The sequence below is a fragment of the Snodgrassella sp. ESL0304 genome (genome assembly GCF_013344995.1).
GTDB classification, from domain to species: domain Bacteria; phylum Pseudomonadota; class Gammaproteobacteria; order Burkholderiales; family Neisseriaceae; genus Snodgrassella; species Snodgrassella alvi.
In genome coordinates this window covers 167679-191902 of record NZ_JAAEDR010000017.1, presented here as the reverse complement: position 1 = coordinate 191902, position 24224 = coordinate 167679, and the positions used below count along the sequence as shown (strand labels likewise).

18 protein-coding genes and 1 other RNA gene are annotated in these 24224 nt (G+C 41.3%); 12 read left to right on the top strand and 7 right to left on the bottom strand.

Annotation, left to right across the window (positions count from 1 at the left end):
- The first annotated feature begins 1 nt into the window (after position 1).
- Positions 2-1297 carry a sulfate adenylyltransferase subunit 1 gene (locus GYX91_RS10520; protein ID WP_025331752.1) on the top strand — a complete coding sequence of 432 codons (1296 nt, stop codon included), beginning with the start codon at positions 2-4 and terminating at the stop codon, positions 1295-1297.
- Positions 1298-1804: 507 nt separating this feature from the next.
- A complete protein-coding gene (locus GYX91_RS10515; RefSeq protein WP_078475205.1) occupies positions 1805-2467 on the top strand; it encodes an XRE family transcriptional regulator in 663 nt (220 codons plus the stop codon).
- A 227-nt stretch (positions 2468-2694) separates the two neighbouring features.
- Here the strand turns inward: GYX91_RS10515 and tehB are convergent, their stop codons facing one another.
- On the bottom strand, positions 2695-3555 hold the full coding sequence (gene tehB, locus GYX91_RS10510) for an SAM-dependent methyltransferase TehB (protein WP_174830761.1): 861 nt from the start codon (positions 3553-3555) through the stop codon (positions 2695-2697).
- 682 nt (positions 3556-4237) lie between these two features.
- Between tehB and GYX91_RS10505 the strand changes: the two genes are divergently transcribed.
- From GYX91_RS10505 to GYX91_RS10490, 4 genes are all read left to right on the top strand, one after another.
- Positions 4238-5215 (top strand): L-lactate dehydrogenase, encoded by a 978-nt coding sequence (locus tag GYX91_RS10505; protein ID WP_174830760.1) that lies wholly within the window; start codon positions 4238-4240, stop codon positions 5213-5215.
- 192 nt (positions 5216-5407) lie between these two features.
- A complete protein-coding gene (locus GYX91_RS10500) occupies positions 5408-7192 on the top strand; it encodes an assimilatory sulfite reductase (NADPH) flavoprotein subunit (protein ID WP_174830759.1) in 1785 nt (594 codons plus the stop codon).
- 90 nt (positions 7193-7282) lie between these two features.
- On the top strand, positions 7283-8410 hold the full coding sequence (locus GYX91_RS10495; protein WP_174830758.1) for an acyltransferase: 1128 nt from the start codon (positions 7283-7285) through the stop codon (positions 8408-8410).
- 168 nt (positions 8411-8578) lie between these two features.
- Entirely contained in the window at positions 8579-9721 is a 1143-nt protein-coding gene (locus tag GYX91_RS10490; RefSeq protein ID WP_084562211.1) for an acyltransferase, read from the top strand.
- Between the two features lie 175 nt (positions 9722-9896).
- Here GYX91_RS10490 and GYX91_RS10485 read toward each other — a convergent pair whose 3' ends face one another.
- The 4 genes from GYX91_RS10485 to GYX91_RS10470 form a co-directional block, all read right to left on the bottom strand.
- Entirely contained in the window at positions 9897-11207 is a 1311-nt protein-coding gene (locus GYX91_RS10485) for an MFS transporter (protein WP_174830757.1), read from the bottom strand.
- A 497-nt stretch (positions 11208-11704) separates the two neighbouring features.
- Entirely contained in the window at positions 11705-11965 is a 261-nt protein-coding gene (locus tag GYX91_RS10480) for a hypothetical protein (protein ID WP_174830756.1), read from the bottom strand.
- A gap of 546 nt (positions 11966-12511) precedes the next feature.
- Entirely contained in the window at positions 12512-13225 is a 714-nt protein-coding gene (locus tag GYX91_RS10475; protein ID WP_078475201.1) for a hypothetical protein, read from the bottom strand.
- A gap of 389 nt (positions 13226-13614) precedes the next feature.
- Positions 13615-14352, bottom strand: a complete 738-nt coding sequence (locus GYX91_RS10470; RefSeq protein WP_078475200.1) for a LysR family transcriptional regulator — start codon at positions 14350-14352, stop codon at positions 13615-13617.
- Positions 14353-14462: 110 nt separating this feature from the next.
- Here GYX91_RS10470 and GYX91_RS10465 point away from each other — a divergent pair, with 110 nt between their 5' ends.
- Entirely contained in the window at positions 14463-15005 is a 543-nt protein-coding gene (locus tag GYX91_RS10465) for a DUF4865 family protein (RefSeq protein ID WP_174830755.1), read from the top strand.
- A 162-nt stretch (positions 15006-15167) separates the two neighbouring features.
- On the opposite strand, the gene rnpB is transcribed toward GYX91_RS10465, so the two are convergent.
- Positions 15168-15528, bottom strand: an RNA gene (rnpB, locus tag GYX91_RS10460) — RNase P RNA component class A.
- Positions 15529-15671: 143 nt separating this feature from the next.
- On the opposite strand from rnpB, the gene GYX91_RS10455 reads away from it, so the two are divergent.
- The 3 genes from GYX91_RS10455 (at position 15672) to GYX91_RS10445 (ending at position 20553) form a co-directional block, all read left to right on the top strand.
- Positions 15672-17513, top strand: a complete 1842-nt coding sequence (locus tag GYX91_RS10455; RefSeq protein WP_174830754.1) for an ABC transporter ATP-binding protein — start codon at positions 15672-15674, stop codon at positions 17511-17513.
- 103 nt (positions 17514-17616) lie between these two features.
- The gene (dld, locus tag GYX91_RS10450) at positions 17617-19317 is read left to right on the top strand and encodes a D-lactate dehydrogenase (RefSeq protein WP_100115734.1); all 1701 of its coding nucleotides are present in this window, start codon (positions 17617-17619) and stop codon (positions 19315-19317) included.
- A gap of 246 nt (positions 19318-19563) precedes the next feature.
- The gene (locus tag GYX91_RS10445; RefSeq protein ID WP_084586768.1) at positions 19564-20553 is read left to right on the top strand and encodes an aldo/keto reductase; all 990 of its coding nucleotides are present in this window, start codon (positions 19564-19566) and stop codon (positions 20551-20553) included.
- 35 nt (positions 20554-20588) lie between these two features.
- Here the strand turns inward: GYX91_RS10445 and GYX91_RS10440 are convergent, their stop codons facing one another.
- On the bottom strand, positions 20589-21482 hold the full coding sequence (locus GYX91_RS10440) for a LysR family transcriptional regulator (RefSeq protein WP_037393712.1): 894 nt from the start codon (positions 21480-21482) through the stop codon (positions 20589-20591).
- Between the two features lie 345 nt (positions 21483-21827).
- On the opposite strand from GYX91_RS10440, the gene mgtE reads away from it, so the two are divergent.
- Together mgtE and prmC are read left to right on the top strand one after the other, a co-directional pair.
- Positions 21828-23261 carry a magnesium transporter gene (gene mgtE / locus GYX91_RS10435; protein ID WP_041880017.1) on the top strand — a complete coding sequence of 478 codons (1434 nt, stop codon included), beginning with the start codon at positions 21828-21830 and terminating at the stop codon, positions 23259-23261.
- Positions 23262-23300: 39 nt separating this feature from the next.
- The gene (gene prmC, locus GYX91_RS10430) at positions 23301-24113 is read left to right on the top strand and encodes a peptide chain release factor N(5)-glutamine methyltransferase (protein ID WP_370520389.1); all 813 of its coding nucleotides are present in this window, start codon (positions 23301-23303) and stop codon (positions 24111-24113) included.
- Positions 24114-24224 lie beyond the last annotated feature (111 nt).

Genomic DNA, 24224 nt, shown 5'->3' with positions numbered 1-24224 from the left:
GATGAGTACTGATTCTGTATTGCGTTTTATTACTGCCGGCAGCGTAGATGATGGTAAATCCACGCTGATAGGACGACTGCTGTTTGACAGTCAGTCCTTACTGGCTGATCAGGTTGCTTCGCTGTATCACGGCAAGCACAAACGTACCGCCGACGGCATTCCTGATTTTGCTCAGCTAACTGACGGACTTGCCGCTGAGCGTGAACAGGGTATTACTATAGATGTAGCCTATCGTTATTTTGCCACGCCGGCGCGTAAATTTATTATTGCTGATACGCCGGGACATGAGCAGTACACACGCAATATGGTTACAGGTGCATCTACTGCTGATGCAGCCATTATTCTTATAGATGCCACCCGGCTGGATTACACTGAACATACACCAGCCTTACTGCCGCAAACCCGCCGCCATAGCGCGATTCTGAAACTGCTGGGTACGCCGCATATCATTGTGGCAGTAAACAAACTGGATTTACTGGATTACAGTGAAGAAAAATTTAATGCCATTAAGCGTGCCTATGCTGAACTGGCTATTGCTCTGGATTTACACAATATCAGCTACGTACCCATATCAGCTTTGAATGGTGACAATATAGTGACTGCCAGTGCGCATATGCCATGGTATCAGGGACAGCCTCTGTTGCCTTTGCTGGAAAGCCTGCCCGCTGCCAATCGCAGCAGCCAGTTACTGTCTGCTCCTGCATTATTCCCTGTTCAGCGGGTTGCCCGGCTGGATGGCAGCAGCGCAGATGATTTTCGCGGTTATCAGGGACGTCTGGAACAAGGTACCCTGAAAGTGGGCGACCGTATACGTATTGAACCGGCAGGGCAGACCAGTGCCATAGCGGCCATTTATACGCCTGATGGTCAGGTGGAGCAGGCACAGTCAGGAGCTGTGCTGACTGTGGTACTAGCAGATGATGTTGATGTATCTCGGGGCGACAGTCTGGTGGCAGCAGATAGTGCATTACAGCCAGTGAAAACCATCAGTGCTTCCGTGTGCTGGTTCGACAGCAAACCCTTAAACTCAGCCCGCCGCTACTGGTTCAAGCATACTACTCAGACGGTATACGCCAAAATCAGACAGGTTGATTATCTGCTGGATGTTCAAAGCCTGAACCATCGCGAAGACAGCGACAGCCTGCAGCTAAACGATATTGGCCGTGTACAGCTTAGTATTCAGAAACCCGTGGTAGCAACGACTTATGAGGATAATCCCGCTGCCGGAGCCTTTATTCTGATTGATGAAGCCACCAACCATACTGTTGCAGCCGGTATGATTGTTTCTGTTGCTTAAAACCGCATTCAATAATAGTTAATCTATTGAAAATAAGCAGACAGAATTAATATTCTGTCTGTCTGGTACCAGCCTGATACTCAGGCTGGTATTGTTTTGGCATATATTAACTTGTAGATAATATTTATTAAATTTATTCGTCGTTTCAAATTATTTATCCGGCAAAATTCAGATATATTTAATATCTAATAGGTAAATATCTGATGCTTTGAATGCAAACATACAATGTCAGAATAAGATTTATATCAAACTTTTGTGTAAAAAATATGTAAAAATGACGTTAAACTGAAAGTTTAAAAAGTCAAATTGTTAATGTAATATGATATTAATTAAAGTTTATGATGAATTATCATATTAATATTATTGGATAATTTATATAGGGTAAATAATATTAACTTTTTTTGGATAAATTTCCATATTTTATATATTAAAAATGATTATTCGTATAAACAAAACATAACACGATTTACGTTAACATCATTCTGTATTTGAGTCAGGAGATAACTGATGTTAAGCGATCGGATTAAACAGGCGCGCAAGCATGTGGCTCTGTCACAGCAACAGGTGGCTGATAGAATGGGGGTTTCTAAAACTGCCGTATTTAAATGGGAGAATGGTCATTACGAACCGAAAAATCTGGATATACTGGCCAATATACTGGGTGTCAGTTTATCCTGGTTACGTGAAGGCCGTGGTAGCCCTTTTCCGGCAACAACCACAACATTGGCTGCAGAAGTAAATATTATTGCAGAAAATCAGGATCAAACGCTTGTTCCATTTTATTCTTCAATAGAACAGGCCGGCAGTGTGCAGTCAAACCAACTGCATATTCAGCACGGTAAAGGAATCAGTTTAAGAACTGAGCTTCTGGAGCGTAAAAAAATCAATCCGCAAATGGTGGTGTGCTTTTCGGTAAATGATAATAGTATGGAACCTATTATTCCTTACGGTACTATTTTTGCAGTAGATTTAAACCGCACCAATATTATTGATGGTAATTTATATCTGATTAAACAAAATCACCAGTATCGCATCAGGAAACTATATTCAATGCCCTACGAAGAAGTACGTTTGCATGCTTTTAATACAAAGGAATATAGTGATGTCTGTATACCAGCTAATCACATTATTATCATTGGTCGGATATTTTATTACGCTGTAGAGTTGTAATTGGTGTCATTATCATGTTATTTTTTAATTAAGCTGGATACTTTTAATTCAGTAAATTGTTTACTAATGCTCTGCTGGTTTCAAGGGAAACAGATCTGACTGTTTTCAAATAAGTATTACTTAGTCTGAAACTGGCATTATCGCTTTTTAATCTTAATATAGTTATTATTGAATTTTCTATTTAACCATTGCATGTTTTCAATTGTACTAAACTACATCCTGAGATATTACTTTTTTTGTGCCAGTAAAGTGGTAAATCGCAGTTTTATTCGATTACCATCACTATCGGTTTTATGCAGTTCACCAACATCTTCATTGTATTTCAGAATATTCCAGTCCTGATAATAATTACGCAATTCATTCTCTTTAAAAGTAAACGAAAACCCGACTGTACAAGGGAAATCGTCAGTGGACATCGCACTGACAATTAAATTATATCCCCCCGGTTTTGTTATCATTTGCATATTACGAATAATATCGGGAATTCTGTCTGCCTGTAGAAACATCATTACCACTGTTGAAATAATTAAATCGTAATTACCTGTTAAATCAGCCTGATTTATATCATATACAGATGCGTTGATATGGGATAAATGTTCATTAGCAATAATGCTTTGTAAATTATTAATACTCACCTCTGATTTATCAACGGAATCAACATCAAAACCCAGTTGCTGTAAATAGAGTGAGTTACGACCGGAACCACAACCTAAATCCAAAACTTTCCCTGCCGAAAAGAACTGACTAACTGCCAGTACTTCAGAGTGCGTTCTGGTCATTTGATATTTTTTCTGAGTGTAATCTTCCGGCAGACAATAAAAAGCCAGCTGGCATTGCAAATCATCCGATACCTGAGCTATCCGGTGCCATTGCTGCGGTAAAATCAAAGGTGGTTGCTGCTGAGTATTGAAAACATGCTCAGAAATGATGTCTCCCTGTTCAGTTAATATATCGAAATTCACATAACCTTTAATAATATTTAATTTTGCCCAGGTACCTGTTTGCGTATTATGCTGTTCACGAAACTGTTTCGGTAAGGTTTGTGCATTCCAGACGGGCAACGTTTTATAGCAAATTAAATTTTTCATCACATCACTATTAATAAAATAACTTATTGATACCATAGTATATGGCTTTTTTTATTAGTTAAAGAGATGACTCAAAATTAATTTAATTTGCTATTGTTACCTTACAGATAACATAGCATCTTTATCTTTAAAATAACCCGTATTTATATTCCGAATATCAAGAATAAATCTTCCTTTGATCATAAAAATAGATATTTATTCAATTTACCTTTAATGCAAAATTTTATGATGCCTCTAGCCTGGTATTCGCAAGGCCATAATTTATTCTATTTTAGAATGGCGATAACATTAAGAGAAAAAGGCAGATTATAAATACAATAAATGAATATTTGACATAGTTCTTACGAGTAGTAATTCGAAACCACTTTTTATAACTAACTATATCAATAATCAATAAAGTCTATAAATAAAGATCAATATTTTGGTTTTTAGTCAGGTATAAAATAGAATTTGCCAGCGTAAAGATATTATTCAAAATTAAATATAATTATGTTAAATTCACGAAAATATCAATATAACTGGCAAAAAATATACATAAAATTATATTTATAGACCTAATATACCAAAATTTGTAATGAATAATGAATATAAATAAATAAAAAAAATGGTATATGATAATCTGTTACAATTTATGCATAAATTCATATAGTTTTGTATTTATCCATAGAAACGAGGTTGATTTATGTTACAGCCTACTAATGCCAAAAATCACCAGAAAATTGTTCTGGTCGGCGCCGGTGCAGTTGGTTCCACTTTTGCCTATGCTGCTACCCTGCAAGGTATCGGTCAGGAACTGGTTATCGTCGATGTTGCCCGTGATAAAGCACATGGTGATGCTAAAGATATTGCTGATGCATTACTGTTTACTTATCCGAAAAACATTTACGCCGGTGATTACAGTGATGCTGCTGATGCTGATATCGTAGTCATTACTGCCGGTGCTGCTCAAAAACCCGGTGAATCACGTCTGGATTTGGTTAATCGTAATCTGCATATCATTAAAAGCATTGTCACTCATATAGTAGAGTCTGGCTTTAACGGTATCTTTCTGGTGGCTTCGAATCCGGTTGACATTCTGACTTATGCTACATGGAAAATTTCCGGTTTTCCGGCAGAACGGGTAATCGGTTCCGGTACATCTTTGGATTCCGCCCGTTTGTGTAAATATGTAGGGTATTTACTGAATGTCGATCCGCGCACAGTAAGCGGATATATTCTGGGTGAACACGGAGACACCGAGTTTCCGGCCTGGTCTCACCTGAGTGTAGGCGGGCTGACCATAGAAGAATGGATTAAAGGTGACCCGCGCTTTACCGAAGCAGATCTGGATATTATTGCTGATCGTGTGGTCAATGCCGCTTACGATATTATTCGCCTTAAAGGTGCTACTTACTATGGTGTCGGTGCTGCTCTGGCACGTATCTGCCGCGCATTATTGGATGATGAAAATACCATTTTACCTGTTTCTGCTTATTTGAACGGTCAGTATGGCGTTAATGATATGTATATTGGTACACCGGCAGTGTTAGACCGGCACGGCATACGTCAGGTAATTGAAATTCCACTGAATGAAAAAGAGCAAGGTTTAATGCGTGCTTCAGCCAGCCATCTGGATGAAGTAATGCGTAAATCTTTTCCGGAAATCGGTATTAACCGCTAATCCGGACAGTCTGGAGGCAAGCCAGACCATCCGATTCAAGGCAATCCGAAGGGTTGCCTTTTTATATATTCTTACTGCTTCTATCTAAATAAGCGTCATTTCTTTCTCAAAAAACTTTGTGCTTGCTAGTATGGCTGACTATCTATTGCAGTCTGAAAATTACATTAATCATAACTTTATCGAGCACAAGCCATGAGCATACCCATTTCCCCTGAATTGCTGCAATCGCTTGCCAGCCTTTCACCAACACAACTTGCCTGGCTGTCCGGCTATGCATGGGCAAACAGTCAGCAGCAAAATACGGTTTCTCCGGCAGCGTTGCCGGTATCCGGTGTTGCAGAACCGGTTGCATCACGCAAAGTACTGGTTTTATCCGCTTCACAAACCGGTAACGCACGTCGTGTAGCAGAAAGTCTGCAACTGAAACTTGAAGCTGCCGGTATTAATGCAGTTTTAATCGCCAGCGGCGACTATAAAATCAAGCAGCTCTCCAGTGAAGATATTCTTTTGCTGGTAACTTCAACACAGGGCGAAGGCGAACCTCCGGAAGAAGCTTTACCACTATATAAATATCTGTTTGGTAAAAAAGCACCGGCTCTTAATCAGCTTCACTTTGCGGTACTGGGACTGGGAGACAGCAGTTATCCGCAATTTTGTCAGTGTGCTAAGGATTTTGATAATCAACTGGCTCATCTGGGTGGGCAGCGCCTTGCTGAACGGACTGACTGTGATGTCGACTATCAGAGTAGTGCCGCAGCATGGCAGGATAAAATTATTGCTCTTATCAGTGAGCTGAATAACACTAATAGCGCAAGCATAAGTAATGAGGTTCAGCAAAGTGTAGTCGCTGCACAAACTGCGGTATTTACCAAAGCAACACCATTTAGTGCCACCTTAAGTTTGCGCCAGCGGATCACCACACCTGAAGCCAACAAAGATGTCGAACACATCGAAATCGATTTAACCGGTTCCGGTATCCGTTATCAGCCCGGGGATGCTTTGGGCGTGTTTTATCAGAATGCAGCCACACTGGTAGAAGAAATTCTGCAGCATACTCAGGTAGACAGGGATGCACTGGTTCGACTGGCTGATGGACGTGAAATAAGTATTGGAGAAGCGTTACAGAATGAGCTGGATATTACTCAGAATACACCTGCTCTGGTACAAAACTATGCCCGGCAGATACAAAATGCCGAACTGGATGAAATCGTGGCTGACAGTACAGCCTTGAAACAGTTTATTGCCACCACTCCGCCAGTTAGTGTGCTGGCAGCCTATCCGCATATAATTGATGCACAGGCATTACATGATTTATTTCGTCCGCTTACACCGCGCCTGTATTCAATTGCTTCAAGTCAGGATGAAGTTGGCGAGGAAGTTCATCTGACCGTGGGTGTGGTGCGTTTTATTCAGCGTGAACGGCAATATACAGGGGGTGCGTCCGGTTTTCTCGGTGAACGTTTGCCGGAAGGTGAAGCAGTACGCGTATTTATTGAAGAAAATCACCGTTTCCGCTTACCTGAAAATGGTAATACCCCCATTATCATGATTGGTGCCGGTACAGGTATTGCACCGTTTCGCGCATTCATGCAACAGCGTGATGCCAATGGTGACGCAGGTGAAAACTGGCTGTTTTTCGGTAATCAGAAATTTACTGATGATTTTCTTTATCAAGCCGAATGGCTGCAATACCGCAAAAGCGGTTTACTGACACGTTACGATTTTGCCTGGAGCCGTCAGGAAAACGAAAAGGTTTATGTACAGCATAAATTGCGGGAACGCGCACAGGATATCTGGGAATGGTTACAGCGCGGAGCGCATATTTATGTTTGCGGTGATGCCGGCAAAATGGCTCGTGACGTTGAGCAGGCACTGCTGGATATTGTTACTGAGCAGGGTAAACTCAGCTCTGAAGATGCTGATGAATATCTGAGTGAGCTGCGTCAGCAGCAACGCTATCAGCGTGACGTATACTAACAGCCAGCCTGATTCTTAAAACCGGATTCACAGATACTGTAAAAAAACATTAATATCAGGTTATGTTTACTACTGATTGTTAATATTTTTATGCTTTTTTCATACCAAATGTTTGGCTGGATGCTGGGATTATTAATACTGTGCTGGGCAGTATTTCGAACCAAGCTGTTTGCATTTATGGATAATCCCGGTGGCCGGCGGATAGAGCGACTGGATGGTCTGCGCTTTATATTAGCTTTCAGTGTAGCCATGCATCATTATGTTTACAGCTATTATTATTTGCACGGCCAGCCATGGACACCGGCCGTATTTGTCCATAATCTGCTCAATCTGCGTCTTGGTGCATTCGCTGTTACTTTGTTTTTCATGCTTTCAGGTTATCTGTTTGCGCATTCTGGCCCCGTTTCGTGGATACAGTTTTATCAGAAGCGTCTGCTGCGCATTGCACCGGTATTTTGTTTGTCTTCTGCCTGCTGTATATTACTTGCACTGTATTTTCAAAGGTATACACTGGTCACGCGTGATATGCTGCTTAATCTGTATTACTGGTTTGATGCCGGTATTACTGGCATTAAACCAGGATTATTCGGTATGCAGGACGCCCGATTGATTAATGCAGGTGTATACTGGACGCTATACTGGGAATGGGCATTTTATTTTTCCCTGCCACTGATATGTATTCTGCGCCCGAAAACCGGTTTACTGCCTCTGGCAATAATCGTAATATTTATTGCCGTTTATCTGATTGCCCCATTTAATCAGCAAAAAGCTTACTTTATTGCCTGTTTTGCCATAGGCGCACTGGCCAGAATATTGTCAGAAACTGTACAGATATCTAAAAAATTCTGTGATATCGGTATCGTGCTGTTACTGGTACTGATTTTTTGTATTACTAATGGTAACTATAACATTAATTTTTTACCACTGTTTGCAATGCTGTTTGGTCTGATTGCGCTCGGTGGCGATATATTCGGGCTGTTACGGCTAAAAGCTTTTATACGGCTCGGTGATGCCAGCTACAGTATTTATTTATTACATGGTATTGGCTGGTTCTGTATGAATAAAATTATTCAAATAAATGAAATTCATCTGGAGAAAACAGGCTATACCTTGCTTGCTACCGTGGTATTTATTACCTTAATGCTGATATGTACATTAAGCTATCTTTTTATTGAGCAACCCTTTATGAAATTAAGTCAGCAAAAGCGGTATACCTAAAATAAAGTAGTGTTTTGTTTTGAATTTATTTAGTCAAAAAGCATTTATTATTCATATATATAAAGAACATTAGAAATAAAAAGTTTAATTTTGAACAAATTTTATATGTTAAAATTGGTTTATTATAAAAAATATTTAAAAAACAAATCTTAATTTGAAGAATTATAAATGCTAATTCAATATAAATTCATTTTATGGATGTTTGGGCTGATATTGCTTATAGGACTATTATTTGGTTCAAGACTTTTTAGTTTTATGGATGAGAACAGTCAAGTTAACAGAGTAAAGCATTTAGACGGATTAAGATTCTTTTTAGCATTTATAGTTGCACTATTTCACTATCTTCTTTGTTATTTCTATTTTCATGGACAGGCGTGGTCAGATGAAATAAATCGTCCTAACTATCCAATTGTTATGAATATGGGTGGTCTTGGGGTGGCCATATTTTTTATGATTTCCGGTTATCTGTTTGCCTGTACACAGCCTACTTCATGGATAATGTTTTATCAGAAGCGTTTTTTTCGCATTGCACCTGTTTTTTATCTTTCATCTATATTCTGCATTATTTTTGCTTTTTTTATCCAGAAAAATAATATTAATACTGATCAATTATTCAATACTTTTTATTATTGGTTTGATGCAGGTATTACCGGTAATAAACCGCCTTTATTTGGTTTGGAAAATTCTAATTTGATCAATGCTGGAGTCACATGGACATTATTCTGGGAGTGGGGATTTTATTTTTCGTTACCCGTTATTTGTATATTACGCAATAAAATAGGTTTATTAAAATTAAGTTTAACAATATTAGTTATCTGTACATATTTTATTTCTCAATATAATCAAAATTATGCAGTATATATTGCATATTTTGCTATTGGAGCTTTGGCAAGAAAATTACCTGAAAAAATTCAAATACCCAAATACATTTGTGATATTGGAATAATATTAACAGTCGTATTTATGCTTGCAGTTGCAGATAGAATTTACAATATTGTTTATTTGCCGGTAATGGCTTTGCTATTTATCTTCATCACTATGGGTGGTGATCTTTTTGGCTTATTAAAACTGAGAGGATTCGTACGTCTGGGAGATGCCAGCTATAGTATTTATCTACTTCATGGTTTAGCCTGGTATGGTATGAATAAATATATTGCCGTACAAAATCTTGTTTTGAATCGCACACAATACACATTAGTATCTACAGCAGTATTGTTGATTTTATTGACTATCTGTACCCTGACTTTTCAGTATATTGAAAAACCATTTATTGCTTTAGGCCGGCGTAAATTTTCATGGCTGAAAGAATAAACGTTCAAACAAATTTTTCTATAGTGCGACAAATGGTTGTATCACTTTCAGAAAACTAATGCTTAGTACAGATACAGATAATTCAGGATTTAAATACCACCATAATTTCTACCCGGAACAATTCAGTGATCCGGGCAGTATGGTTAATGCGTTACATTGCTTACTTTGCAAATAGTTATTTATCCGGCTGATTCTGAGTATCAGTATTCTGCAAAGTTTCATGAATATGCTGTTCTGCACTTTGGGCATCATACGGGGGGTCAGTGGCATCATTGTTGCGCGGGTCAAGCTCGGCGGTCATCGGACCAACATTGCCGGATACCGGCACATAAACACTGCGTTCTGAAACAGGGACAGCCGGCTGCATATACGCATATACTGCCAGAATGGTTGCGATAATCGCATATACACTATAGAAGCCGAAATGATTGAACAGCTGCATAACTGAACCCAGAATCAGTGGTGCCACCAGTGAGCCCAAACCATAAACAAACAGCAGACAGCGATTTACTTCCACTGTATTCATATTGGCAGGTAAAACATCATTGGCGCGTGCCAGCCCCAGTGCATACATCGGAAAGCCGCTACAACCGATAGCCAGTGCAATCACGCACTGAGCCCAGATATTACCCGGCAACACCAATAACAACAGCATGCCACTGATTGCTGCTACCGCAGCCACACAGGCACAGCCGAAAATAGTACGCGGGCGCCCGAATTTATTTGACAGCCAGGCAATAAATAATTGGATGGTAAACCCTCCAATCATTGCAGAACCCAGAAACAGAGATACTTCAGGCAGACTGTAGCCCAGTTTCAGCATAAATACCGAGCCCATGGTGAAAAAGCCATTAATAAAAATCCCTGCCATAAAACAGGCTATCCATGCCAGTGGGACGATAGAAAAGACATGCGGCAGGCTGATACGTTCACGTTTAGGAATTTCCGGTTGCTGCATACGGGTCAGCCCTACCGGTAACGTGGCGGCAATCACCAGAATAGCAGCCAGTGTAAAAATGTTATTACTGGTCATATTCAGGCTTAGCAGCAGAACGCTGGTTGCTGACGACATGTAATATACTACTTCGTACAGAGCCAGAATCTTGGCACGGTTCTGAGGAACGCTGCGTGCTGTAAACCAGCTTTCCACTACCATTAATAAGCTGTAGTGACAAAAACCCAGTACTGCACGCAAAATCCCCCACATCCACAACTGTTCTACCATCAGATGGGCGAGAGCGGCAATAGCAAACAATGCACCAAATACGCTGAAGCTGCGGATATGTCCTACGCGTGAAATAATCCGGTGAGATACAATAGCAGAAATCGTACCACCAATAAAAAAGGCAGCATTCAGCACACCGATGGTAATATTACTGACTCCCATTTGAGTCGGCTTTACCCCGGCAGAATTCAGAATAAGCCCGTAACCGGAAAATAGAAAAAAAATAGAACCATATAAAGACAAAAATTGGCGCGTGTGCATGCTGATACCGATAATTAAACAATAGCCAAGCCTGACATAAAACTACTGTTAATGTAAAGTCTGTTACTGAGCGGACAAATAATTAAATTATATCTACATTGATTATTCAGGTTTTGCAAAATACTCCTTCTGAGTTGATGTAACCTGAGATTTAACAGTATTTAGTAGTGATTATTCGGCATGAAATTTTCTCTGGTGATGTAAGAGAAAAAACCAAAATTTTCACTTTATCTAAATAAATTTTATTCAGATAAAGAGATTAAACACAATTAGCAGTACAAATTGCAGGTATAAAACTGTCTGTATATTTTAAATCTGTTTATATTTCAGGCTAAGGATTGAGAATATTCAATCTGCCCCATCTGGTATTGTTTATCCCATCATTCCCTTTGGGATTAATTATTAAACGTGATAGTAACTAGCATTAATCCTAAAAGACCAGTTATCCGATCTTATTCATTATAGTTATTCATATTTAAATTATTTAATAATCAGTGCTAAGACAAATCTTCAAGACGCGGAGAAATGATAAGCAGATAAATGATAAAGCGTAAAGATTGGTCGTCCAGATCATGCTCCTGTTTGTACAAAACATCATTGAACACATAGGAACATGATTTTACCTTGCCACTGGATCCAGCTGGCCATGACGTTTTATGTACGGATTCACATACTTTATTACGCTCGAAGTCGCTAAGCACAAAATCAGGATCAAATGCCTGACTAACAAGCTGAATAGATTGCTGACATTTATTCATATCGGCTGATTTATTATTCGAGGATTGGTCACAGTTAAGTTTAAGTTGTGTTATCAACTCATCCCAGCTGTTTCTATGCATTGTGAGGTTGATATGAGGTGCAAGGTCATATTCAGATAGAGACTCCTCGCTTTTTTTAATAGGTTTCAGATTATATCGATGTTGTATATTTAAAGTATTGAATTTTTCTATAAAATCAGATGCTTTAACTTGATAGATGGGTGGGTAGGTAGTACACAGATAGTGCTAATGCTGAGTAAGAGATTAGCTGACAGATAATGAAAATAGTAGCTATAAAGATTTTTTGCATTTGGCTATCTCTGGTTTGAAAAAGTAAGCATTCAATAGTTATCTAGGAGCTGACGCTGCCGGATAATATAAAATGCAAAGATGGGTTAACTGATATAGATATTATGCTATTTATCTGAAAAAATAAAATGATATAAATCAAATTCGAAGATTTTGACTGGTCATATTTATCAATCCAGTCGGAACAAATATCTGGTAGTTATATGAATTATTTGCATACCAGTATGTCTTATATTGCTAAATGCTCATTCTGAGTTGATGTATCTTAATATTCAGATATATAAGAAGATTGTCTGTATGTAGAAATGGTAAAGCGTAATTAATAACATAGCTGACATAGTATTGAACAAGTTTTAAGGACATCAGATCTGATTCAGATTCTGTGGGGTAATCTGATCTATCCTCACTAAACGGAAAAATGCTAAAGCGTAAAGATTGGTCGTCCAGATCATGCTCCTGTGTATAACGAACTTTAGTGGACTCATATGAACATAATTTTACCATGCCACTGGATCCAGCTGTCCATGACGTTTTATGTTCGGATTCACATACTTTATTACGCTCGAAGTCGCTAAGCACAAAATCAGGATCAAATGCCTGACTAACAAGCTGAATAGATTGCTGGCATTTATTCATATCGGCTGATTTATTATTCGCGAATCGGTCACAGGCAAGTTTAAATCCTGATACCAACTCAAGCTCGCTCTTTATTGTGAGATAAATATTAGGTGTAAGGATATAAGTGATTTCATATAGAAATCCAGACTCCTTGGGTTTTTTAATAGGTTTCAGATTATATCGATATTGTTTATTTAAAGTATTAAATTTTTCTACAAAATCAGAAATTTTGACTTTATGAATGGGTAGTGGGGGTAGCTCAGATAGTGCTAATGCTGAGTAAGAGATTAGCTGACAGATAATGAAAATAGTAGCTATAAAGATTTTTTGCATTTGGCTATCTCTGGGTTTAAAAAGTAAGAATTCAATAGTTATCCGGCATTAGGCGTTACTGGAGAATATAAGAATGTAAATATCTGTTTTATTTTATAGATATTATGTTATTTCTATAAAAAATAGAATGATATAAATCAAAATTTAAGAATTTTGACTGGTGATATTATCAATCCAATCGGGATAAATATCAGGCCATAACCTTGTACCTGTTTAGATAATTTCTGCGCCTATTTAGTGGTAATTTTATCGGTAAGGCACTATTCAGATGTGCGGACATGCAGGCTATAGTAGTAAAAATCCATACAGACGTATTCAGTTCACTGCAGATGGTTTATTAACAGACTTAACCGGTTAGTAATAGTAAGCTTGATATGATATAAAATTTTTTAAACTGATTGATGCTGATAACAAAAATAGTCAATCGGATACTGGTGAGTATCGAGTGGTGTAAGGTTATCCTGCGCAAAGAATACCGGCAATAGTGCTATTGCCTGCCCCTTTTCAACAAGATTTAACAGCTGGCTGAGCGAATCAATGGTAATAATATTAGTCAGCTGCGGATATATTGCTAAAGTTTTGGCACGTAAGGGACAATCTGCATCGTTGTTAATCAAGACAGGTAAATGCTGATGAGGAGTAATTTCGGAACTTTTTAAAAAGGCAACACGTAAATATCCGTTTTCTGTTAAATCATAATCTTTATGCTTAAATTCTTTAAAAGTAATAACCTTATCATAATTGTGCTGATTAATTTCATTTTCTATTTCGCAGGTTTTTTTAATAACAATATCTGTTGATTCTATTTGATATTCAGTCTTTTCAATAACAATAAACTGAAACAGAAGTTCTGAAATTAATAATAAAGGTTTAACAGATTTAAATGATAATTTTATTTGTGTAAATTTTTCCAGTGTTGAATTGCTAAAAGCATAAAACTGATGGCCTTGTGCTGTTGGTTTCATTCCATCAAAACTACGGATAAAAAGCGTTGCCCGTAATTCATGTTCCATCTTTTTCAGATGTGCGGTCAGATTAGATTGTGAATAGCCTAAAATTTTTGCTGCTTTATTAAGACTTTTAACGTCATAAACTGTTTTAAAAATCAATAATCCTTTGAAATCCATATGTTGTATATGCCTATCATTTTTTCTGATAACTCAATCGCAGATTAGAATTATTCAAAATTTAATTAAATTTATAAACTGAATTACATCGTTTAAAGCGGGAATTCAGTATGCAGGCTATGCAATATAAAATTAGTTTACCAGCCGATTATGATATGAATATTATCAAAGATCGTATTCAAGATAATGGTTTTAAAACAGATGGCTTTGAAGATTTATTATTTAAGGTTTATATAATTGCTGATAAAAAGAGTGGCAACACAGGCAATGGATATTGTCCTCTTTATCTTTGGAAACAAACCAAAGGAATGAACAAATTTATTTTCGAGGGCTATTTTGACAATATTATTAATTCTTTTGGCTGGCAAAAAATCAATATTGGTATTACAGCAGAAGTGGAATTGACAAATGATTTCTCACAAAGCCGGTATGTATTAGAAGAAAATTTTTCTATAGCAGAACAAGTACGGTTAAGAGATTTTTCTTTTCAAAGTGCTGAGTATAAAAATAAAACTGGTAAAGTGATTATTTATAATCCTGATAAATGGCGTTATGCCGCATTTACTTTTTTTAAAGACAAACCAGCCATAAATAATCAGAATCTGTATCAGATTCTCCATCTTTCGCTTGATGCAGGGCATGGTCAAAAATAAATTAATCAGATTGTTCAATGAATGATAACAATAGATAACTAACTTGTTTTTACTTTATGTTTTTCTTTGATATCCGGTGCCATAGAAATGCTGAAAAATCAATGAGTACAAGAGAGCCGGAAAAACGGTTACAACTGTGTGAATAACAATTATGCTGAGGGGCACATCAGACAACCGATAAGCCGGGTTCTGTCTCGGACAGTCATTCATCTGGGCGGCACATTACTGTGCCGCTCTAGCAACCTACCCGAATGCTCGGCGAGCAGCGTCAGTGCATTCTGTTTGGTCTTGCTCCGAATGGGGTTTAGCCTGCTACACGTTGTTACCAACGGCACGGTGCGCTCTTACCGCACCATTTCACCCTTACCTGTGCTGTGGTTTCCCACAGCCATCGGCGGTTATGCTTTCTGTTCCACTTTCCGTCGCCTCACGACGCCCGGCTGTTAGCCGGCATTCTGCTCTGTGGAGCCCGGACTTTCCTCCATGCATGTATATTATGCACAGCGACTGTCTGGTATGCTGATGTGCCTGCAGGATTCTAACACAAACCACTGAAAGCTGATTTATATTTCAGATTATGTATAATGATTTGTCTTATTATTTTTCTGGCTGCCGTATTTGCTGGTACAGCCGCTATGGCTCATCTATGCAGAAAGCCCGCGCAATATGTTACTGAACCGATTTTTCAGCTGGTTTGAAAACCGCATTGATACTTATCCGGATATGCTTCCGCAACCGCCGAAAAAAGGTGTGTTACCGTTTATCTGGAGTTGTCTGGAAGGAGCACGCCTCTGGCTGCTGTTGATGGTTGTCATGACCATAGGTACCGGTATTCTGGAGGCTCTGGTATTTCGCTTCCTTGGTACGGTAATCGACTGGCTTGGCGCTTATTCACCAGACAGGTTATGGCCGGAAAAAGGACATGAACTGCTGCTGATGGCTGCTGTGCTGATATTCAGTATTATTTGGTCATTTCTTTCTTCCAATGTACAGTTTCAGACTCTTCAGGGCGCCTTTCCGATGCGCTTGCGTTGGAATTTCCACCGCCTGATGCTCGGGCAGAGTATGGGTTTTTATCAGGATGAATTTGCAGGAAGGGTTTCTGCCAAGGTAATGCAAACCGCGCTTGCAGTACGTGATACGGTAATGTCTGTGGCCAATATGCTGGTTTATGTACTGGTTTATTTTGTTACCAGCGGGGTAATACTTGCCGGTATGGACAGCTGGTTATTGCTGCCTTTTATTCTGTGGATAGTGCTGTTTGTCATGGTACTCAGATTTCTGATTCCTAGGCTGTCTGAAACTGCTCAGAGGCAGGCAGATGCCCGCAGTCTGATGACCGGTCGTATTACTGATGCCTACACCAATATTGCTACGGTGAAGCTGTTTTCACACAGTGCGCGTGAAGCCGCCTATGCCAAAGCATCAATGCAGGAATTTCTGGTAACCGTGAATGCGCAGATGCGTCTGGCAACCCTGCTGGATAGTCTGAGCACCATGATTAATACTTTACTGGTAGTCGGTTCTGCCGGTCTGGGTATCTGGCTGTGGACGCAGGGGCAGGTGGGTGTCGGTGCTATTGCTACGGCGACAGCCATGGCCTCACGGATTAATGGTCTTTCACGCTGGGTAATGTGGGAAAGTGCGCGTTTGTTTGAAAATATCGGTACGGTTGAAGATGGTATGAATATACTATCCCGTCCGCATGCTATTGTTGATAAACCTAAAGCACTGGCGTTAACAGTTAATCAGGGTGCGATTGATTTTGAGCATGTAAACTTTTCTTACAGTGAGGATAAACCGCTGCTGCGCGATTTTAACCTGCATATCCGCGCGGGTGAAAAAGTGGGTCTGGTCGGACGCAGCGGCGCCGGTAAAACCACACTGACCAATCTGCTGCTGCGTTTTTATGATGTACAGGGCGGGCGTATTCTGATTGACGGGCAGGATATCCGCGATGTAACACAGGACAGTCTGCGTGCAGCACTGGGGCTGGTGACACAGGATACTTCTCTGCTGCACCGTTCGGTACGTGACAATATAGTTTACGGGCGTCCGGATGCCTCTGATGAAGAAATGATACGGGCAGCACAGCAGGCAGCAGCGGATGGTTTCATCCCGTCACTGGAAGACTCTAAAGCAAGACATGGATATGATGCACATGTGGGTGAGCGCGGTGTGAAGCTGTCTGGCGGACAGCGCCAGCGGATTGCCATAGCCCGTGTAATTCTGAAAGATGCGCCGATTCTGCTGCTGGATGAAGCCACCAGTGCTCTGGATTCAGAAGTAGAGGCCGCCATTCAGGAAAATCTTACCCGGTTAATGCAGGGTAAAACGGTTGTGGCAATTGCTCACCGGCTGTCAACGATTGCCGCGATGGATCGGCTGATTGTGATGGATAAAGGGCAGATAGTCGAGCAGGGCACACATAGTGAACTGCTGGCGAAAAATGGTGTTTATGCTATGCTGTGGCAACGGCAGAGCGGTGGTTTTTTGCCTGAAGCCTGATATACATCAGATATGTTAAAAATCTTTCCGTTAATATATAACTGTTCTAAAATGGTTTGTATTAATTAGGAATAAGTCACTACATAATAAAGGGAGAAGCAGTATGGGTATTAATACACATACCGACCTCGTTCACACATTACAGGGAATTGTCGGGCATGAATATACTCTGACTGATCCCGCACGTACTCTGCCTTACCGTCAGGGTATTCGTTTCGGAGTTGGTGATGCGCTGGCTGTTGTGATACCGGGTACACTGGTGGAGCAGTGGCGGGTATTAAAAGCCTGTGTTGAAGCGGATGTGATAGTCATCACTCAGTCTGCCAATACTGGTCTGACAGGTGGTTCGACACCGGATGGTAATGATTATGATCGCCCGATTGTCATTGTCAGCACACGCCGGCTGGATGGTATTCAGGTGATTGAAAATGGTGAACAGGTAGTCTGTTTGCCCGGCAGCACACTGTTCCGTCTGGAAAAAGAGCTGAAACAATATCAGCGTGGTCCGCATTCGGTTATCGGTTCATCCTGTATTGGTGCCTCCGTGATGGGCGGAGTATGTAACAATTCAGGCGGTGCGCTGATTCAGCGCGGTCCGGCCTACACTCAGATGGCAGTGTTTGCTCAACTGGATGAAAACGGTCAGTTGCATCTGGTAAATCATCTTGGTATCGAACTGGGCGATGAACCGGAAACTATTTTACAGAATCTGCAAAATCATAAATACAGCGATCAGGATATCAAACATGATGCCGGTATGGGACATGACCACGAATACCGCAACCATGTACGCGAAATAGATGCAGATACGCCGGCACGTTTTAATGCCGATCCGGCACGGCATTATGAAGCTTCCGGCAGCGCCGGACGTCTGATGGTCTTTGCTGTTCGTCTGGATACTTTCCCGCTGGAGAAAAAATCTGCGGTTTTCTATATCGGCAGTAATGATACCCACGAGCTGGATGATATTCGCCGCCATATTCTCAGCAAGTTTAAAAATCTGCCGGTTTCCGGTGAGTACATGCACCGTGAGGCTTTTGATATTGCTGCGGCATATGGTAAAGATACTTTTGTTGCCATCCAGAAATTCGGTACGGATGCCATGCCGCGTCTGTTTGCCTTTAAGAATTTTGTTGATCGTATCATGGCGAAAATTCCGTTTTTTCCGAAGAATTTTTCTGACCATTTTGCGGTATTTATGTGTAAATTTCTGCCGCAGCATTTACCTCAGTCCATTCGTGATTACCGCGACCGTTACGAACACCATCTGATTCTGAAAATGGCTGATGACGGTATTGAGGAAGCAGAAGCATTTCTGAATACTTTTTTCCAGCAGAAAACCGGTAGTTATTTCCGCTGTAATGAAAAAGAGGCCGAAGCGGCAATGCTGCATCGTTTTGCCGCAGCCGGCGCAGCCACTACCTATCGTAATGTGCATAGCGATACGGTAGAAAATATTGTTGCACTGGATGTGGCTTTACGGCGTAATGACAGCGAATGGTTTGAAACCCTGCCTGACAGTATTAATCAGCATTTCATCCATAAAATGTATTATGGCCACTTTTTCTGTCATGTTTTCCATCAGGATTATATTGCCCGTAAAGGTACCGATTGCAACAAAGTTGAAGATGAGATGCTGGTACTGCTTGATCAGCGTGGAGCCCAGTATCCGGCTGAGCACAATGTCGGTCACTTGTATCATGCCAAACCGGCTTTAAAGCAATTCTACCGGCAGCTGGATCCTACCAATAGCTTTAATCCGGGTATTGGTAAAACTTCAAAGAAAAAATACTGGGCTGATTAAGCTGACAAATAAATCAGTATTTTCTGAAAATCATTGCTGATAAAGGTATTTGGAAAAGATAGTATTTACGTCTGAAATATACCGCTGAGCGCCTGCTGATTTGTCAGGCGTTTTTTTTTGACTGATGAAAAGGCAAGTTGATTATTTATGAATAGTATTAATTAACCTTAGTAATTCAGACCTCTTAATCCTGTTGCCTGCAAAGACTATGCTGTTTCTGCGATTAATCACAAAAGGAATAGTACGATGCAACAACGTTATTTAGGCAGTAGCCGTCTGGCCGTTTCTGCTTTGGGGCTGGGATGTATGGGGCTGAGTTTCGGATATGGTGCGGCAACAGAAACCGGAAAAGCCATTGAGCTGATTCGTTCTGCTGTGGCACAAGGTGTGACTTTTTTTGATACGGCAGAAGTCTATGGTCCTTATCTGAACGAAGAATTAGTCGGTGAGGCTTTGAAACCTTACCGGCAACAGGTAGTGATTGCCACTAAGTTTGGTTTTACGTTTGGTGATGATAATAAACAGCAGAATTTAGACAGCCGTCCGGAGCATATTCGTCAGGCAGTCGAAGGTTCATTGCGGCGGCTGCAAACAGATGTGATTGATTTATTGTATCAGCATCGGGTCGACCCTGATGTACCGATTGAAGATGTTGCCGGTACGGTTAAGGATTTGATTGCTGAGGGAAAGGTAAAACATTTTGGTTTGTCTGAAGCCGGTGCTGCTACCATTCGCCGGGCTCATGCAGTACAGCCTCTGACTGCGTTGCAAAGTGAGTATTCAATGTGGTGGCGCGAGCCGGAAAAAGAAATTTTGCCATTGCTGCAGGAGCTGGGAATTGGTCTGGTACCGTTCAGCCCGCTGGGTAAAGGCTTTTTAACCGGTACCATTAATTCATCTACTGTATTTACCGCCGATGATTTCCGCCGGCGTGTACCGCGCTTTACTCCTGAAGCACTGGCAGCAAATGAAAAACTGAACACTCTGATCAATAAACTGGCTCAGGCTCATCAGGTTACTCCGGCTCAGATTGCGCTGGCATGGCTGCTGGCACAAAAACCATGGATTGTTCCGATTCCGGGCACTACCAGACCAGACAGACTTCAGGAAAATCTGGCTGCGGCCGACATTCAGCTAACTGCCAGTGATGTTGCTGAAATTAATCAGGCTCTGGAGCGTGTTTCTATTGTGGGTGAGCGTTATCCTGCTGACCTGCAGGCACGTGTAGGGCGTTAATCAGGAAAGAATAAGGGAGACTCATATGGTTTCCCTTATTCAACTAGTCGTAAAGCATCAATCATCATAGCAAAGGCACGGGGGTGCTGTTTGCGGCTGGGATAGTAGAGGTAATAGCCCGGAAAAGCAGGACACCAATCTTTCAGTACTTGTACCAGCTGACCGGATGCCACCAGTGCTGTGACCATATCCTCGGGCACGTAGCCAATACCAAAACCAGATAACACGGCGTCTATGCGCTCAGGCAACTGATTGAAAGTAAGTTGTCCGTTCACTTTAATGCGCAGTGGTTTGCCGTCTTTTTCAAACTCCCACTGATAAAGTGCGTTGGCACTGGGTAAGCGTACATTGATACACTGATGATGCTGTAAATCATATGGAGTGGCCGGTATAGCGTGAGTCTTGAAATAATCTGCTGATGCCACAACGGCCAGACGTATTTCAGAGCTCAGTTTAATGGCTACCATGTCTTGTTCGAGGCTCTCTCCAAGGCGTACTCCGGCATCAAAACCATCCTGCACGATATCTACAAAATGGTTATCGATAAATAACTCAACATTAATTTTCGGATGTTCTTTCAGAAATGGTTTCAGTTTCGGCCAGAGCACCGTATTTGCCGCATGTTCACTAACAGACAGCCGAATATTGCCGCTGGCCGTACCATTTTGTTCAACCAGATTCTGTAATGTAAATTCAAGCTCATTTAATCGTGGTTCCAGATAAGCAATAATCTGTTCACCTATATCAGTAGGCGCCACACTGCGTGTTGTCCGGGTCAGTAAACGTGTTTGCAGTTTTTGCTCCAGAACTTTAATCGCGTGGCTGAGCGCAGACTGTGTCATTCCCAGTTTACGGGCTGCTCTGGTAAAACTTCGCTCTTTGGCTATTGTCAGTAAATACTGAAATTCATTGAAATTTTCTCTGAGCATATTGCTATTCCCCCTGCTGAGTTTAATCATAATTTGCAGCAGTAATGTAATTTATACATTAAAACAATGTGGTGTCATCAGCAACCTTATTCTGTGACAGAGAATATATAAACCTTACCGTGAAATACACTGATTATGCAGCTTAGCAATGTAGTTTGTGGTGATAAACGCAAAGAAGGAGAGGCGCGAACAGGTAAAATCCGTGTACAATATTATTAAAGACAGCCTGCTCAAGCAGGCTTTAATTTATCATAACAGGCAAAATGCTGTTTTATCAGGATATACTGCTGGCATTGCAGCGGTAACATTCCGGTTTGGATGTGCAACACACAGGATAACAATACAATGGATAGCCATAGCAATCTCAGCGAACTGGAACGCCTGCATCTGGATACCGATCACATATGTGAGCTGGTTGCTATTCTTTTGCCGGTTGCCGAGCATATCCATTCGCATACTCAGTCATACCTGCAAACACCGGAGCAGGAACAGGCACTGACTGAACTGATTGCTGCTCTGCACGAGCTGCATCCTGCCGATATGGCTACCCTGCTGGAGTCACTGCCGCTACAGGAACGTATGCTGGTGTGGAAGCTGGCTACACCTACTGAAGATGGTGAGGTATTACTGGAGGTTTCTGATCCGGTACGTGAAACCCTGATTGAAAGCATGGCACAGCAGGAACTGCTGGCCGCTGTGGATAATCTGGATGCAGACGAACTGGCCGAGCTGGCTCCGGATTTGCCCAAAGAAGTTGTTTATGAAGCCATCAGCAGCCGTGATGAAGAAGAGCGGGCACAAATTACTGCGGCAATGTCATTTGAAGACAATCAGGTTGGCGCACTGATGGATTTTGAGCTGGTAAGTATTCGGGCTGATGTAACCTGTGAGGTGGTATTGCGTTATTTACGCCGTTTTGAACGTTTGCCCGACCATACCGATAAAATCTTTGTAGTCGATAATTACGATGTTCTGCAAGGCGTTTTACCCATACGCAGTCTGCTGGTTGCCGATCCGGATTTACTGGTCTCGACAGTTATGGCCGATGATGTGGTTACCTTCCGTCCTGAAGACGATGCTGAAGAAGCAGCAGCGGCATTTGAGCGCTATGATCTGGTCACTGCACCAGTAGTAGACAGTAACCGCAAACTGATCGGACGTATTACCGTTGATGAAATGGTGGATGTGATTCGTGAAGAATCAGAAACCGATATGCTGAATATGGCCGGTTTACGTGAAGAGGAAGACCTGTTTGCGCCGGTAGTGGATTCAGTAAAAAACCGCTGGATATGGCTGGCTGTCAATTTGTGTACGGCTTTTGTTGCCAGCCGTGTAATTGGCATGTTTGAACACTCAATTGAAAAAATTGTTGCGCTGGCAACACTGATGCCGATTGTGGCCGGTATTGGCGGTAATTCCGGTAATCAGACCATTACCATGATTGTGCGCGCCATGACGTCCGGACAAATCAGTAACAGTCAGGCATGGCGGTTACTGCGCAAAGAAGAGGGCGTTGCTCTTGTAAATGGTATTATCTGGGGTTCTGTGATGGGGCTAGTTTCCTATTTCCTGTATCACAGCGTAGGTATTGGTCTGGTTATGGTGGCTGCAATGACACTGAATCTGTTACTGGCTGCCACGGTCGGCGTACTGATACCGGTAATTATGCAAAAATCCGGCCGCGATCCGGCACTTGGCAGCAGTGTGCTGATTACTGCTGTTACTGATTCCGGCGGCTTTTTTATTTTTCTTGGTCTGGCCACCCTGTTTTTGTTATAAACCTGTCTTAAAGAATAGATAATGAATACAGATACGCCAATCACTCTTGATAGCTGGTTACACAACTGCGGTTTGCCGCGACTGGAAGCACGAATGCTGCTTCAGCAGGTACTGGATATCAGTCATGGCTATATTATCGCCCATGGTCAGCAGCTAATCAGCAGCAGTGATCAGACCAGACTGAATCAACTGGCACAACGGCGGCTGGCTGGTGAGCCATTGGCCTATCTGCTCGGATGGCGTGAATTTTACAGCAGGCGTTTTCAAGTTACAGAAGCTGTACTGATTCCGCGGCCGGAAACGGAACATCTCGTAGAAGCGGTTTTAGCACATTTACCTGAGCACGGAGTTGTGTGGGATTTAGGTACAGGCAGCGGAGCCATTGCGATTACCGTAGCCTGTGAACGTCCTGACGCACAGGTATGGGCAGCTGATATCAGTGCAGAAGCACTGGCAGTTGCGCGTACCAATGCTGTAGCCCTGCAGGCAGACGTATCTTTCGGACAAGGTTCATGGTATCAGGCTCAGCCGCAGCCGGCAGTTAACAGTGTGGACGTAATTGTATCCAATCCTCCTTATATTGCCGTACATGATCAACACTTGCAGCGGGGGGATTTGCGCTTTGAACCGCAGCATGCGCTCACCGATAATCACAACGGTCTGACTGCATTTCAAACCATTATTACCGGCGCTGCACATTTTCTGCGTCCTGATGGCTGGTTATTACTGGAACATGGCTTTGATCAGGGAGAAGCAGTCCGCACAATGTTAGCGCAGAATAATTTCAGTCAGATTCACACACAGCCTGATCTGGCAGGTCTGGAAAGAGTAACACTGGGACAGAGAAAATAATTTCCAGGTAAATCAATGAGCCAATCATTTATTCACCAGAATTAATTTTATATTGATGTAATCAGTATAATTCGGCAAGAATATAAAAATATTCTTGCCGAATTAAATATT

What these genes read in the sequence shown, in the direction of transcription:
- GYX91_RS10465 (WP_174830755.1), top strand. Translation starts at nt 14,463, where the DNA reads ATGCAGGCTATGCAATATAAAATTAGTTTACCAGCCGATTATGATATG.
- GYX91_RS10500 (WP_174830759.1), top strand. Translation starts at nt 5,408, where the DNA reads ATGAGCATACCCATTTCCCCTGAATTGCTGCAATCGCTTGCCAGCCTT.
- GYX91_RS10520 (WP_025331752.1), top strand. Translation starts at nt 2, where the DNA reads ATGAGTACTGATTCTGTATTGCGTTTTATTACTGCCGGCAGCGTAGAT.
- GYX91_RS10440 (WP_037393712.1), bottom strand. Translation starts at nt 21,482, where the DNA reads ATGCTCAGAGAAAATTTCAATGAATTTCAGTATTTACTGACAATAGCC.
- GYX91_RS10515 (WP_078475205.1), top strand. Translation starts at nt 1,805, where the DNA reads ATGTTAAGCGATCGGATTAAACAGGCGCGCAAGCATGTGGCTCTGTCA.
- GYX91_RS10485 (WP_174830757.1), bottom strand. Translation starts at nt 11,207, where the DNA reads ATGCACACGCGCCAATTTTTGTCTTTATATGGTTCTATTTTTTTTCTA.
- GYX91_RS10505 (WP_174830760.1), top strand. Translation starts at nt 4,238, where the DNA reads ATGTTACAGCCTACTAATGCCAAAAATCACCAGAAAATTGTTCTGGTC.
- GYX91_RS10470 (WP_078475200.1), bottom strand. Translation starts at nt 14,352, where the DNA reads ATGGATTTCAAAGGATTATTGATTTTTAAAACAGTTTATGACGTTAAA.
- GYX91_RS10495 (WP_174830758.1), top strand. Translation starts at nt 7,283, where the DNA reads ATGCTTTTTTCATACCAAATGTTTGGCTGGATGCTGGGATTATTAATA.
- GYX91_RS10475 (WP_078475201.1), bottom strand. Translation starts at nt 13,225, where the DNA reads ATGCAAAAAATCTTTATAGCTACTATTTTCATTATCTGTCAGCTAATC.
- GYX91_RS10490 (WP_084562211.1), top strand. Translation starts at nt 8,579, where the DNA reads ATGCTAATTCAATATAAATTCATTTTATGGATGTTTGGGCTGATATTG.
- GYX91_RS10455 (WP_174830754.1), top strand. Translation starts at nt 15,672, where the DNA reads ATGTTACTGAACCGATTTTTCAGCTGGTTTGAAAACCGCATTGATACT.
- GYX91_RS10480 (WP_174830756.1), bottom strand. Translation starts at nt 11,965, where the DNA reads ATGAATAAATGTCAGCAATCTATTCAGCTTGTTAGTCAGGCATTTGAT.
- tehB (WP_174830761.1), bottom strand. Translation starts at nt 3,555, where the DNA reads ATGAAAAATTTAATTTGCTATAAAACGTTGCCCGTCTGGAATGCACAA.
- dld (WP_100115734.1), top strand. Translation starts at nt 17,617, where the DNA reads ATGGGTATTAATACACATACCGACCTCGTTCACACATTACAGGGAATT.
- mgtE (WP_041880017.1), top strand. Translation starts at nt 21,828, where the DNA reads ATGGATAGCCATAGCAATCTCAGCGAACTGGAACGCCTGCATCTGGAT.
- GYX91_RS10445 (WP_084586768.1), top strand. Translation starts at nt 19,564, where the DNA reads ATGCAACAACGTTATTTAGGCAGTAGCCGTCTGGCCGTTTCTGCTTTG.